Raw genomic sequence first — 13,092 nt, 5'->3', positions numbered from 1 at the left:
GCAGGCAAGGCGCAGCCGCAGCGCGCCTTAAACCTGCATGATTTCCTTTTCCTTGTCGCCAAGCAAGCGGTCGACCTCAGAAATCGTCTCGTCGGTCATCTTCTGCACACGATCTGATTGCGCCCGGCTTTCGTCCTGCCCAATCACACCGTCCTTTTCGGCTTTCTTAAGGCCGTCCATGCCGTCGCGGCGCACATGGCGAATCGCAACCTTGCTTTTCTCGGCATAGTCGTGGGCAACCTTCACCAGCGACTTACGGCGCTCCTCGTTGAGCTCCGGCAGCGGAATGCGCAGGTTCTGGCCGTCGATGATCGGATTGAGGCCGAGGTTGGATTCGCGGATGGCGCGATCGGTCGCGTTGACCATCGACTTGTCCCAGACCGAAACCGACAGCATGCGCGGCTCCGGCACGGTGATGTTGGCAACCTGGTTCAGCGGCACGCGCGAACCGTAGGCCTCGACCATCACCGGATCGAGAATGTTGGCCGAGGCGCGGCCGGTGCGCAGCGATGCGATATCGTGCTTGAACGCGGAAATTGCGCCATCCATGCGGCGCTTGAGTTCCTTGATGTCGATGCCTTCACTCATTTCATTGCTCCCGTCTTGGTAGAAGCTGCGGCAAATCGGCCGCCCACTCAATCAGTTATCAGAGACGACGGTCTTGAGGCCACCGCCCTTGAGGATTTCAGCGAAACCACCCTTCTCGTGGATCGAGAAGACGATGATCGGAATGGAATTCTCCCGTGCCAGGGCCACTGCCGCAACGTCCATGACGGCCAAGCCCTTATCCAGGACTTCCTTGTGGGTCAGATGGTCAAAGCGGGTCGCTTCAGGGTCCTTTTTCGGATCAGCCGAATAAATACCATCGACCTGCGTTCCCTTAAAGATCGCCTCTGCTCCCATTTCGGCTGCGCGCAATGCGGCTGCCGAGTCGGTCGTGAAGAACGGGTTGCCGGTACCGCCTGCGAAGATCACGACACGGCCGAGCGACAGGTGGTAGAGCGTGGCGCGCTGCGAAAAGCTCTCGCAGATCTCCGGCATCGCAATGGCCGACAACACGACAGTATCGATGTTTAGCTTGCGAAGCGACGTTGCCAGCGCCAGCGCGTTGATGACAGTCGCGAGCATACCCATGTGGTCGCCCGTGACGCGATCGCCGCCCTTGGAGGCAACCGCGACGCCACGGAAGATGTTGCCACCGCCGACGACGACGCCGACTTCCACACCCATCTGCCGCGCTCCGGCTATGTCAGCCGCAATGCGGTCTGCGACCGCTACATCAATTCCAAATCCCTGGCTGCCCATGAGGGCTTCGCCGGAAGCTTTGAGTAGAACGCGTTTGTAGACAGGCTCTGACGACATCGTGGCTCCTCGTATATTACCGCTGTGTGCCGGATACACGAAGGGCACCGCGTTGTCACGCGATGCCCTTCTGTTTTCACATGTATAGGTCGATCAGCCCTTGGCGACAGCGGCAACTTCAGCAGCGAAGTCGCTTTCTTCCTTCTCGACGCCTTCACCGAGGAGGAGGCGTGCCATGCCGACGACTTCGATCTTCGCGCCAGCTTCCTTTTCAGCTTCCTTGACAGCAGCGCCGACCGTCAGGTCGGGGTTGATCACGAAAGCCTGCGAGAGAAGAGCAACTTCCTCGAAGAACTTGCGCATACGACCTTCGACCATCTTTTCGATGATGGCGTCCGGCTTGCCGGATTCGCGGGCCTGTTCGATGAAGACGTTCCGCTCACGCTCGGCAACGGCAGCGTCGACTTCCTCGGCGCGGATGGCCAGCGGGTTCGTCGCAGCGATGTGCATTGCAACCTGGCGGCCGATCGAGGTCAGGACGGCCTTGTCGCCTTCCGACTTCAGAGCGACGAGAACGCCGAGCTTGCCGATGCCGTCGCCGGCAGCGTTGTGGATGTAGGTTGCAACAACGCCGTGCTCGACTTCGAGCTTGGCAGCGCGACGGAGCGTCATGTTTTCGCCGATGGTTGCGATCGCGTCCTTGATGGTGTCGGCGACCGGCTTGCCGGATGCCGGGTAGGTTGCAGCAGCAATTGCTTCAACCGTGCCGTCGGTGGACAGGGCAACGTTGGCGATGCCGCGAACCAGATCCTGGAAGGCATCGTTTCGGGCAACGAAGTCGGTTTCCGAGTTCAGCTCGACGACAACAGCCTTGTGGCCGGCGCCGGCGATGGCGATCAGGCCTTCAGCGGCAGCACGACCAGCCTTCTTGTCGGCCTTCGAGATACCCTTGGCGCGGAGCCAGTCGATCGATGCTTCGATGTCGCCGTTGTTTTCGAGCAGCGCCTTCTTGCAGTCCATCATGCCTGCGCCGGACTTCTCGCGCAGTTCCTTCACCAGTGCAGCCGTAATCTCGGTCATAAGCTTCCTCTTGTCGGTTCAAACGGTGGCCCGCTAAAGGCGGTGCGGCACCGGATTGAGGCACGAAATGTACCTGTATGTATGACAGCGTGATGAAAGACGCGTCATAACGAAACTCAAATGGCGAGAGACTGAATTCCCTCGCCTGAAACGGTCAAGGCCGCCGAACTTTATAAAGTCGCGAGCGGCCTTTTCCCAATCTCTGGAAAGCATGGCGGACCGCTGGGTCCGCCTGCTTCTTTTATCAGGCTTCGGCTTCGCCTTCGAGCGCCGGCTCAGCCGGAGCTTCGATCGATGCACCGAGGTCACGACCCGACGAGCTCTGCTGACGGGCGATACCGTCGATGGCAGCGCGCGAGATCAGGTCGCAGTAAAGGGCGATTGCGCGCGAGGCGTCGTCGTTGCCGGGGATCGGATAGTCGATCAGGTCCGGGTCGCAGTTCGAGTCGATGATTGCGACAACCGGGATGCCGAGGCGCTTGGCTTCGTCGATCGCGATCTTTTCCTTGTTGGTGTCGATGATGAACATCAGGTCCGGCGTGCCGCCCATGTCCTTGATACCACCGAGAGCCTTGTCGAGCTTTTCGCGCTCGCGCTCGAGGTTCAGGCGCTCTTTCTTGTTGTAGCCGGACTGTTCCGAAGACAGGATCTCGTCGAGCTTGCGCAGGCGCTGGATCGAGTTGGAGATCGTCTTCCAGTTGGTCATCATGCCGCCGAGCCAACGCGAGTTGACGTAGTACTGAGCGGAACGCTTGGCCGAGTCAGCGATCAGCTCGGAAGCCTGACGCTTGGTGCCAACGAAGAGAACGCGGCCGCCACGAGCAACGGTGTCGGAGACAACCTGCAGGGCGCGCGACAGCATCGGAACCGTCTGTGCGAGGTCGATGATGTGGATGTTGTTGCGATCGCCGAAAATGTACGGCTTCATCTTCGGGTTCCAGCGGTGCGTCTGGTGGCCGAAGTGGACGCCTGCTTCGAGGAGCTGGCGCATAGAAAAATCGGGCAATGCCATGCCTTGTTATCCTTTTCCGGTTGAACCTCCGCAAGGCTAACAGCATCCTCTTCGAGGAATGCCACCGGGCGGAACCATCCGGATTTCTCCCGGACAATCCCATGCCTTACGTGTGGAATGCGGGTGCCCTTACCCCCCCTTCCGAGGAAAATCAAGGCTTCCCGCAAAAAAAGCGACAAAGAAAGTCGCGGGAGACCGGCCGTATCGGCGCGACGCTGCAACGCTCCGTCAATCGGAGGCACATGGCCAGCTTGCCGGCGCGGAAAGGCCTGTCGGCAATTTTGTCTTAGCGTCGCCACAGGCGAGATCGACCTGCTCTTGTTCAAGGCCGGTTGCGGCGGACAAATCAAGCCCTTCGATTCGCGTCAAAAACATGAAGGCACGATCCAGGGCGATCGGCCCGTCAAAGGTGGCGCCACTGAGGTCGGCACGCGAAAGATTGGCGAGGGAGAAGCTAGCGCCGGTCAGCACCGCCTTATTAAAACTTGCGCGACCGAGCTCGGCCTTCTCGAAATTCGCGCCGCTGAGCTTTGCGCCGTTGAAATTGGCGCGCTGCAGTTCAGCTCCGGCGAAGGATGCGCCCTCAGCGGAAACATTCTCGAATCCGGCCCGAAACGCCTCGATCTTCGAGAAATTCGCCTTGCCTGCCTGCGCCCCCGTGAACCAGGCGCGCACCAGCGTTGCCTTTTCCAGATTCGCGGAGGTCAGGTTCGTGCCGCTCAGATTGGTCAGGGTGAGATCGGCATCCGCCAGGTTCGCGCCCTGAAAATCGCTCCCCTGCAGCATGAGGTTCTTCTTGCTGCACTCACTCCAATCGATGCCTGCCACCGGCGTGCTGCTGCAATTCGACGCCAACGCAGGAGCGCTCGAGAACAACGTCAGCGCGACCAGTCCGGTTGAGATGCCGACGAGTCCACCACCCAATACACCATGCTGTATCGCCAAGTTCCTCACTCCAATCCGACTGTACTGTTACGCCCAAATCAGCGCCCTTCCGGATTCCTAACATAGAGAGGGTTTGCTTAGACATACCGACAATCGTCGCGGTGAGCGTGCCACGACGATTATTTGCAGGCCGCCGATTTGCTGTCGAGCAGTTCGAGCTTCGCAAGCCGGCCGCTTAGAACAAAGTCGCCATAGTCCATCGTCAAATCACGCGTAATGCCGTTTTCGTAGAGCTTGAACGACATGCGGTAGACAGGCAAAGCGTCCGTCTTTGTGTTCTCATTGAAATACGAGATCGTGACCGGCCAGAAGGCGGCCTTCGCGAAGGCTCCCGCATTACCCGCATCGGCCTCATCGGTCGCAGGCGCCACCTGTTTGCCGACGACGGTCGTCGTTACCAGCGCCTTGTCCCCATCATCCGAGCCGTCGAAGACGCGCGCCTCGAACAGCCGCTTGCCAGCCTTGGCATTCTCGATCACGTCCAGCATATGTTCGGTCGGGAACCGGCTCGCGGCGAGCTGCAGTTCCTTGCTGGTCGGCTGCGTCAGAGCAACCTTTACCCCTTCAGCCTGATCCTGCGCAGCACCGTTGACCTCTTTGTCGAGCTGGTCATCGGTAAAGGACTTGGTGTCGAAAGTGAATCGGCGATCCTTGAGGTTCTCGAAGGTCTTCGTCTGCTGGTCGCTGACGCGGACAGCATCGCCCGTATCGATCTGCGTCACGAAGCGGAAGTTGGTGGTAAAGCCGGTGCAGTAGTTACCCTCGAACTCGTAGACCATTCGGCCGGACATGCCGGAGATCCCGGAGCGCTCGGAGGCATCCTTCAATTCCAGATCGTAGACCGCCCGATGAGCGACGAGGCCAGTCGCAATCGCGGCGCTGGTCGCTGGCGCAGCCGCAAAGGCGGACGTCGAAACGCTCGCCAGAAGAACTGCGGCAAGACTCGATCGGAACATTGACAATCTCCTGTTGAACTCGCCTGCAATGTTATAAGAACGCTTTCGGCCAAATCGAGGCTCGAAAATGTCACAATCTAGATTCCAAGCCTTGATGCATAATTTTAGAACTATTGACAACAAAAGCGGAGAGGAAAATGTCCGATCAAATCGCTGCGCGCCTGAAAGAAATGGGGATATCCCTGCCTGAAGCTGCCGCACCGGCCGCAAACTACGTCCCCTATGTCATCAGTGGCAACCTTCTCTACATCTCCGGGCAGCTACCGCTCGAGAACGGCAAAATAATTACGGGTCATTTGGGCAAGGCTGTCGACGTCGCAACCGGCCAGCGTGCCGCAGAGCTCTGTGCCATCAATATTCTTGCCCAGGCAAAGTCTGCTCTCGGCGATCTCAGCCGCATCAAGCGCGTCATCAAACTCAATGGCTTCGTGGCCTCGACGCCCGATTTCGTTGAACAGCACCTCGTCATCAATGGCGCCTCCAACTTGATCGCAGGCGTCCTCGGTGAGGCCGGAAAGCATGCGCGCGCCGCCGTCGGCATGGCCGCGTTGCCGATGAACGCCGCTGTCGAAATCGACGCAATCGTGGAAATTGCCTGATGACCGCGGCTGCATGGCTCAAGGAACAGCCCGTCGCCCACCGCGGCTACCATGACCTCAACAAGGCGGTGTGGGAAAACACGCTCTCCGCCTTTTCCCGCGCGGTCGAAGCAGGCTTCGCGATCGAATGCGACCTGCATTATGCGTCCGATGGCGTACCTGTTGTCTTCCACGACGAGGATCTGGAACGCCTCTGCAATCTCAAGGGTGACGTGCGCGAGCGGACGTCACAAGAACTCGGCCTCATCTCCGTCGGCGGAACGGCCGACAAGATCCCCACGTTGCGGCAGCTGCTGGATCTGGTAAAAGGCCGGGTTCCGCTGGTTATCGAGCTGAAAGGCCGCGAGGCCGACGACGAGGGATTTGCGGAAGCAGTTCTCGAAGTGCTTGAAGGCTATGAAGGCAAGGTTGCCCTGATGAGCTTCGACCACTGGCTGCTTCGCGATCTGAAGGCGCTTAATGCCCCCTATCCGCTTGGGCTGACGGCGGGCGGCAACAAGCCGCAAGAGTTCGAAGTCCACGAAAAGGCCATGGAACTCGGCCTCGACTTCATCTCCTATTTCTTTGCCGATCTGCCTAACCCCTTCATCACAGCGCAGCGCGAAAAGGGTGTCGTCGTCATCACCTGGACCGTGCGCGATGAAAAGGCGCGAAAGCACACCTTCGAGAATGCCGACCAGATGACATTCGAGGGATTCGATCCGCGCGTTTCGGCTTGACGCTCGCTTTTTGGACAAGATCATGCGCAGACTGTCGATGAGCCCTATTCTCCTCCCAAACGGTCTCGCATTCGCTCCATGACAGACGAACTTTCAATCCGCATCGAGCGGTCCTTTACCGCGATTTCCCCGGAGAGCTGGTCGCTGCTTTCCGGGACCTCCCCAAAAGGCGGCGCGCTCGCCTATAATCCGTTCGTGTCGCATGCTTTCCTGTCCTCGCTGGAAGAATCGGGATCGGCGACGGCGCAATCCGGCTGGATGGGCCACCATCTTCTGTTGGAAACGGACAAAGGCGAGCTCATCGGCGCCCTGCCCGGTTATCTCAAGAACCATAGCCAGGGCGAATATGTTTTCGACCACGGCTGGGCCGATGCCTTCGAGCGAGCCGGCGGACGCTACTATCCGAAGCTCCAATGCTCCATTCCCTTTACGCCCGCGACCGGCCCGCGTCTGCTTGTCGCCGAAGGTTTGCAGCGCCTCCCGATCCAGCACGCCATAGCCGAGAGTCTCAAGGAAGTCGTGCGCCGGCTTGGCGTCTCTTCCGCTCATATTACGTTCGTACCCGAGGACGAAATCGGCATCTTTGAAGGCGAGGACTACCTTCATAGGACGGATCAGCAGTTCCACTTCGTCAACGAAGGTTACGCCAATCACGAGGAATTTCTGGAAACGCTCGCGTCGCGCAAGCGCAAGGCGCTTCGCAAGGAACGCCGCACCGCCCTCGAACATGGCATCAGCGTCGATTGGCTGACCGGTCGCGATCTGACTGAACGGGTATGGGACCAGTTCTTCGAGTTCTACATGGACACGGGCGGCAGAAAATGGGGCCGACCCTACCTGACGCGCAAGTTCTACTCGCTGATCGGCGAGCGCATGCCCGACGACATCCTGCTCATCATGGCAAAGCGTGACGGGCGCTATATTGCCGGTGCGATCAACTTCATCGGTGGTGATGCGCTCTACGGCCGCCATTGGGGCTGCATCGAGGACCACCCATACCTGCATTTCGAAGTCTGCTACCATCAGGCGATCGACTTTGCCCTTGAAAGAGGCCTCAAGCGAGTGGAAGCCGGCGCGCAGGGTGAACACAAGCTGGCACGAGGTTACCTGCCGGTGACAACCCACTCAGCGCACTATGTTGCACATGCCGGTCTGCGCCGGGCGATTGCCGACTATCTCGAGCGGGAGCGCGACGACGTCGAGCACATGAACGAGATCTTGACGGAGCACAGCCCGTTTCGAAAGGGCGAGCGCCAGCAGGAGGATTGACGCTCTCGCCCCTGCCGCGCTACGCGGTCACAAGAGCAACGAGGAGATTTTGTATGACCAGCGCCGCCTACGACAACAACAACATTTTCGCCAAGATCCTGCGCGGCGAAATCCCCTCGCACCGCATTTACGAAGACAACGACACTGTCGCCTTCATGGACGTGATGCCTCAAGCACCTGGTCACGTGCTTGTTGTTCCCAAGGCGGCGTCGCGCAACCTACTCGATGCGGACCCGACAGCTCTCGCCAAGACGATTCCCGTCGTCCAGAAGATCGCCAAAGCGGTCAAGGAAGCCTTCGAGGCCGATGGCGTCTTCGTCTGCCAGTTCAACGAGCCTGCCGCTGGCCAGACCGTTTTTCACCTGCACTTCCATGTCATTCCGCGTTACGAAGGCATGGCGCTGCGCCCGCATTCGGGCCAGATGGAAAACAATGCAGTGCTTGCTGCGAACGCAGAGAAGATCAGAGCCGAGCTTTGATCAGGCGTTGCCAGCGGTCAACGTGCGATCGTCGGGCTGACGCTGTTGCACCTTTTCAAATTGGCGGAGTGCGGCATTGGCGAGCATGTACGCAAGGGCGAAGGCCAGCAAACCTCCGAACACGTCAATAAAATGGTGCCCACCCTGTATCAGGACGGCGGGCACCATTAGTGTATTCAAAACGAGGAACGGTGCGGCGAGCGCCCCGCGACGGATCATGAAGCATGCGGACATGGCTGCCATGACCGTGTGGAATGACGGAAATCCAATCAGACCGAGAACATTTCTGGGCGTCAAATAGGTCACGCCGTTGCGTCCCAGTTCGACAACCTTAGCATTATAGTCAGGCCCCACGGCAAGTGGAACGGCCTCGGTCACCTCGGGTGGCAACTGGTAGATCGCGGAGGCGCCAAACGACGGCAAGAAGGACCAGAAAATGATTGCCAACAGCGCTCCCACAACGCCAGTCATCAGAAAGTGATGAAGCAGCCTCATGTGCCCGCTAAAGCCCAGGATCAGCAGAATGGCAAGCAACTGCGGCAGTGACGATGCATAAACCACCCTCAGCAGCATTCCCGTGCGTGGATATTGGGAAGCCCACGTCACGAAGGCAGGCCAATGAAAACCCAGCGCTTCATCAAACCGGCCAAGAGCGGGATCGATAAACTGGAACCGCAGCGGCAGGAGCAGATAGTTGAATACCGAGCCGGCAATCGTGAACAGCACGAAGAGACCGGCGGCAGTGGCCGTCACGGCAATCCGTTCGTTGCGGCGGACCTGGCGATAGAATTGGCCAAGTGCAAGCAGGAACGCCCCGCAAGCGACGAGGCTCGCATATCCGGCAACGTCGATGCCAACGCCCTTCAATAACAACAGGCCGACATCAAGCAGCGCCAACGTCGCGATGATCAAAATGATGAAACGTTCAGCCGGCAGAAACGCCATCGTGAGGCTCCTTGCTGGAGCCGATATAAAGCCGGTTCATTTAAGAATTGTCTAAGCGATCTCCAGTGGGACAAAGAAAAAGGCGGCTGTCGCAGCCGCCTTTTCTCAGTTTACTTCTTCGGAACTCTCGGAACCGCACTGCCCTTCTTGGGCGGGCTCTTCGCCTGATGTTCGACGACTGCCTTTGCCTTCCTGGCCGTCGTCTTCTTCGTGCGGGTCTTCGTCTTCAGCTCGCCGTCATCCTCGTCATCGGCCTCCGGATGGACGACTTCTGCTTCCGGCTTCGGCTTGATCGGAGCGCTATCCGGCACCGCTTCCAAAATGATATCCGGCTTTCCGTCTTCCTTCGGCCCGACAGTGACGTGGACCACGCCACCTTTCCGTAGCTTCCCGAAAAGGATTTCGTTTGCGAGTGGCTTCTTGATGACGTCCTGGATGACGCGGGCAAGCGGGCGGGCGCCCATCTTGTCGTCGTAGCCCTTTTCAGCCAGCCATGCGATCGCATCCTCGTGCAGGTCGAAGGTGACGTTCCGTTCCGAAAGCTGTGCTTCGAGCTGCATGATGAACTTCTGCACAACCTTATAGATGACTTCCGTCGGAAGCGCCGCGAACGGGATGATCGCGTCGAGGCGGTTGCGGAACTCGGGCGTGAACAGGCGGGTTAGCGCCTCTTCGTCTTCGCCTGTCCGCTTGGACGAGCCGAAGCCAATCGCGGCCTTGGCCATCTCCGATGCGCCCGCGTTGGTCGTCATGATCAGGATGACGTTACGGAAGTCGATCTTCTTGCCGTTGTGGTCCGTCAGCGCGCCGTGGTCCATCACCTGCAACAAGATGTTATAGATGTCAGGATGCGCCTTCTCGATCTCATCGAGCAGCACAACGCAATGCGGATGCTGGTCGACGCCGTCGGTCAGGAGGCCGCCCTGGTCGAAGCCGACATAGCCGGGAGGTGCACCGAGCAGACGCGATACCGTATGCCGCTCCATGTATTCGGACATGTCGAAGCGCAGGAGTTCGACCCCCAGCGACGATGCCAACTGCTTGGCAACCTCGGTCTTGCCGACGCCAGTCGGGCCGGAGAAGACATAGGAGCCGATCGGCTTGTTCGGTTCGCGCAAGCCCGCGCGAGCGAGCTTGATCGAGGTCGACAGCGCTTCGATCGCCTTGTCCTGGCCGTAGACGACCGAGCGCAGTTCCTGCTCGAGATTGGCAAGAACGGCTTCGTCGTCCTTCGACACGGTCTTCGGCGGGATGCGGGCCATCGTCGCGACAGTTGCCTCGATCTCCTTTTCGGTGATCAGCTTGCGGCGCTTGGACGGCGGCAGCAACATCTGGGCAGCACCAGTCTCATCGATCACATCGATTGCCTTGTCAGGCAGCTTGCGGTCCGAAATGTAACGGGCTGACAGCTCGACGGCGGTCTTGATCGCTTCGTTCGAGTAACGCAGGTGATGATATTCCTCGAAGTAAGGCTTCAGGCCCTTCATGATTTCGATCGCATCATCGATCGACGGTTCATTGACGTCGATCTTCTGGAAGCGGCGAACCAGAGCACGGTCCTTCTCGAAGAACTGGCGGTATTCCTTATAGGTGGTCGAACCGATGCAGCGGATCGCGCCCGAGGACAGAGCCGGCTTCAACAGATTCGAGGCATCCATCGCGCCGCCCGACGTCGCACCCGCACCGATGACGGTGTGGATCTCGTCGATGAACAGTACGGCGCCCGGATATTCTTCCAGCTCCTTGACGACCTGCTTCAGACGCTCTTCGAAATCGCCGCGATAGCGTGTGCCAGCCAACAGCGTGCCCATATCCAGCGAGAAGATGGTGGCATCGGCCAAGGCTTCCGGCACCTTGCCTTCGACGATGCGCTTGGCAAGGCCTTCGGCAATCGCCGTCTTGCCGACGCCGGGATCGCCCACGTAGAGCGGATTGTTCTTTGACCGACGGCACAGGACCTGGATGGTCCGATTGACCTCTGCCTGACGGCCGATCAACGGATCGATCTTGCCGCCCTTTGCCTTCTCGTTGAGGTTCACGCAGTAGGCCTTCAGAGCATCCTGCTGCTTCTTCGGACCGCCCTCTTCCTGCTCGCCGCTGCCACGTGACGTTGGCTTGCTCTCAGATTCGCCATCGTCGGCACCACGTGGCGGACGCGATTCTGACGAGCCCGGTCGCTTACCGATCCCGTGCGAGATGTAGTTGACCGCATCGTAACGGGTCATTTCCTGCTCCTGCAGGAAGTAGGCCGCATGGCTCTCTCGCTCGGCGAAGATCGCAACCAGGACGTTAGCACCTGTCACCTCTTCGCGGCCAGACGACTGCACATGGATCACCGCTCGCTGGATAACGCGCTGGAAGCCGGAGGTCGGCTTGGAGTCCTCGTCATAGCCGGTGACCAAATTGGAGAGTTCGTTATCGACATATTCAACAAGCGTTTTGCGTAGCGCGTCGAGGTCGACGTTGCAGGCCCCCATAACGGCGGCGGCATCGGCATCGTCGATCAGGGCGAGCAGCAGATGCTCGAGCGTGGCATATTCATGATGCCGCTCGTTAGCAAAGGTCAGTGCCTGATGGAGCGCCTTCTCAAGACTAGGCGAAAATGTTGGCACGTTCAGATCCTCACTTCTTTTCCATGACGCATTGCAGCGGATGCTGGTGCTGTCGGGCGAAGTCCATCACCTGACTCACCTTCGTCTCCGCCACCTCGTATGTAAATATTCCGCATTCACCGACGCCGTGGTTGTGGACGTGGAGCATAATGCGGGTGGCACTTTCACGATCCTTCTGAAAAAAACGCTCGAGGATATGAATGACAAATTCCATGGGAGTGTAGTCGTCATTCAAGAGTAGCACGCGGTAGAGATTAGGCTTCTTGGTCTTCGGTTTGGTGCGTGTGATGACCGAGGTTCCGCGATTTCCGTTGTCCCCGTTCCTTTCGCTATCGTTTTGCATCCGGATCGGCTTTGCGATCATTTTCCTTCATTCCTCGATCGGTCCGGCGGGGCATGGGAGGGCTGCTTTTCCGCCGAATATTCGAAATACTAACTTAGTTCATCCTGGAGCGATTTTAAGCCCCTCGTTTCACACTGCAATCACAATTCGGCCAGTCTCAACGCAAAGACACAAAAACTGGTGACGGCAGCCGATGGGCACCGTGAAAAAAGAAAAGACCGGCCGCAGATGCGTAGCCGGTCTTCGTTTTTCAAGAGCTATGCGGGCTGTGCCGCGTATCTTTACGCCGCGGCGGGCGGGACAACTGCAGCGGCTTTCGTTGCCTTTGCGGTCGCTGCCACGACAGGCGCTTCGTATGGTTTGTAGGCGTTCTTGGCGAGATCGGAATACATTTCGCCGAGCTTGGTGGCTTCGCTCACGAAGCTTTCGTATGCGCTTTTCACATAGTTGGTCTGCAACTCGAACGCCGCTTCGAGGCTACGAGCGCCGGACAGGCTTTCAAAATGCGTCACCGCGTCCTGAAAAGACTTCTTCGAGTACTCGACCCCTTCAACAGCGATTGCCTGAAAGCCTTTGGCGGTATCGGAATAGCTCTTCAGCATCGTATCCATGGCTTCCTTGCTCTTCCGGCTCGCTTCATCGAAGTTCAACATGACCATCATCCTCCTTGGCCTTTGCAGCAGGATGAAGCGTAGCTGCGGCGCACAAATAGTCAAGCAGTATTGTGCATTGCAAAACAATCCGTGATTGCATCCTTGATGCTTTTACTTTTGGCCGCGCAGGATGGTCATATTTGAATAATTGATTTTGCTAAAATATATCAGAAGCGCC

14 protein-coding genes are annotated in these 13,092 nt (G+C 58.5%); 4 read left to right on the top strand and 10 right to left on the bottom strand.

Annotation, left to right across the window (positions count from 1 at the left end; translation table 11 throughout):
- Positions 1-27: 27 nt before the first annotated feature.
- The 6 genes from frr to ATY80_RS24525 form a co-directional block, all read right to left on the bottom strand.
- On the bottom strand, positions 28-588 hold the full coding sequence (frr, locus tag ATY80_RS24550; RefSeq protein WP_007790369.1) for a ribosome recycling factor: 561 nt from the start codon (positions 586-588) through the stop codon (positions 28-30).
- Between the two features lie 51 nt (positions 589-639).
- Entirely contained in the window at positions 640-1,362 is a 723-nt protein-coding gene (gene pyrH, locus ATY80_RS24545) for a UMP kinase (protein WP_088694896.1), read from the bottom strand.
- 93 nt (positions 1,363-1,455) lie between these two features.
- Complete coding sequence (gene tsf / locus ATY80_RS24540; protein WP_088694895.1) at positions 1,456-2,382, bottom strand: translation elongation factor Ts; 927 nt, start codon at positions 2,380-2,382, stop codon at positions 1,456-1,458.
- A 244-nt stretch (positions 2,383-2,626) separates the two neighbouring features.
- Positions 2,627-3,394, bottom strand: a complete 768-nt coding sequence (gene rpsB / locus ATY80_RS24535) for a 30S ribosomal protein S2 (protein WP_088694894.1) — start codon at positions 3,392-3,394, stop codon at positions 2,627-2,629.
- Positions 3,395-3,622: 228 nt separating this feature from the next.
- Positions 3,623-4,339: a pentapeptide repeat-containing protein gene (locus tag ATY80_RS24530; RefSeq protein ID WP_189637257.1), complete on the bottom strand. Its 717-nt coding sequence runs from the start codon at positions 4,337-4,339 to the stop codon at positions 3,623-3,625.
- 119 nt (positions 4,340-4,458) lie between these two features.
- Positions 4,459-5,295: a cell envelope integrity EipB family protein gene (locus tag ATY80_RS24525; RefSeq protein ID WP_088694893.1), complete on the bottom strand. Its 837-nt coding sequence runs from the start codon at positions 5,293-5,295 to the stop codon at positions 4,459-4,461.
- Positions 5,296-5,432: 137 nt separating this feature from the next.
- Here ATY80_RS24525 and ATY80_RS24520 point away from each other — a divergent pair, with 137 nt between their 5' ends.
- From ATY80_RS24520 to ATY80_RS24505, 4 genes are all read left to right on the top strand, one after another.
- On the top strand, positions 5,433-5,894 hold the full coding sequence (locus ATY80_RS24520; RefSeq protein ID WP_088694892.1) for a RidA family protein: 462 nt from the start codon (positions 5,433-5,435) through the stop codon (positions 5,892-5,894).
- On the top strand, positions 5,894-6,613 hold the full coding sequence (locus ATY80_RS24515; RefSeq protein ID WP_088694891.1) for a glycerophosphodiester phosphodiesterase: 720 nt from the start codon (positions 5,894-5,896) through the stop codon (positions 6,611-6,613). Before ATY80_RS24520 ends, ATY80_RS24515 begins: the two co-directional genes overlap by 1 nt.
- Positions 6,614-6,691: 78 nt before the next feature.
- Positions 6,692-7,882 (top strand): GNAT family N-acetyltransferase, encoded by a 1,191-nt coding sequence (locus ATY80_RS24510; RefSeq protein WP_088694890.1) that lies wholly within the window; start codon positions 6,692-6,694, stop codon positions 7,880-7,882.
- A 53-nt stretch (positions 7,883-7,935) separates the two neighbouring features.
- Positions 7,936-8,361, top strand: coding sequence for an HIT family protein (locus tag ATY80_RS24505; RefSeq protein ID WP_088694889.1), 426 nt, complete (start codon positions 7,936-7,938; stop codon positions 8,359-8,361).
- Here ATY80_RS24505 and ATY80_RS24500 read toward each other — a convergent pair whose 3' ends face one another.
- From ATY80_RS24500 to ATY80_RS24485, 4 genes are all read right to left on the bottom strand, one after another.
- On the bottom strand, positions 8,362-9,306 hold the full coding sequence (locus tag ATY80_RS24500) for a phosphatase PAP2 family protein (RefSeq protein ID WP_088694888.1): 945 nt from the start codon (positions 9,304-9,306) through the stop codon (positions 8,362-8,364).
- Between the two features lie 110 nt (positions 9,307-9,416).
- Entirely contained in the window at positions 9,417-11,918 is a 2,502-nt protein-coding gene (gene clpA / locus ATY80_RS24495; RefSeq protein WP_088694887.1) for an ATP-dependent Clp protease ATP-binding subunit ClpA, read from the bottom strand.
- 10 nt (positions 11,919-11,928) lie between these two features.
- Positions 11,929-12,282, bottom strand: a complete 354-nt coding sequence (clpS, locus tag ATY80_RS24490) for an ATP-dependent Clp protease adapter ClpS (RefSeq protein ID WP_008526939.1) — start codon at positions 12,280-12,282, stop codon at positions 11,929-11,931.
- Between the two features lie 260 nt (positions 12,283-12,542).
- The gene (locus ATY80_RS24485) at positions 12,543-12,914 is read right to left on the bottom strand and encodes a phasin family protein (RefSeq protein WP_088694966.1); all 372 of its coding nucleotides are present in this window, start codon (positions 12,912-12,914) and stop codon (positions 12,543-12,545) included.
- Between the last annotated feature and the right edge of the window lie 178 nt (positions 12,915-13,092).

Source organism: Rhizobium sp. R711 (assembly GCF_002211365.1).
In the GTDB taxonomy this organism is placed as follows: domain Bacteria; phylum Pseudomonadota; class Alphaproteobacteria; order Rhizobiales; family Rhizobiaceae; genus Rhizobium.
Note: the sequence above shows the minus strand (reverse complement) of the source record. Positions and strands in the feature narration are given on the sequence as shown.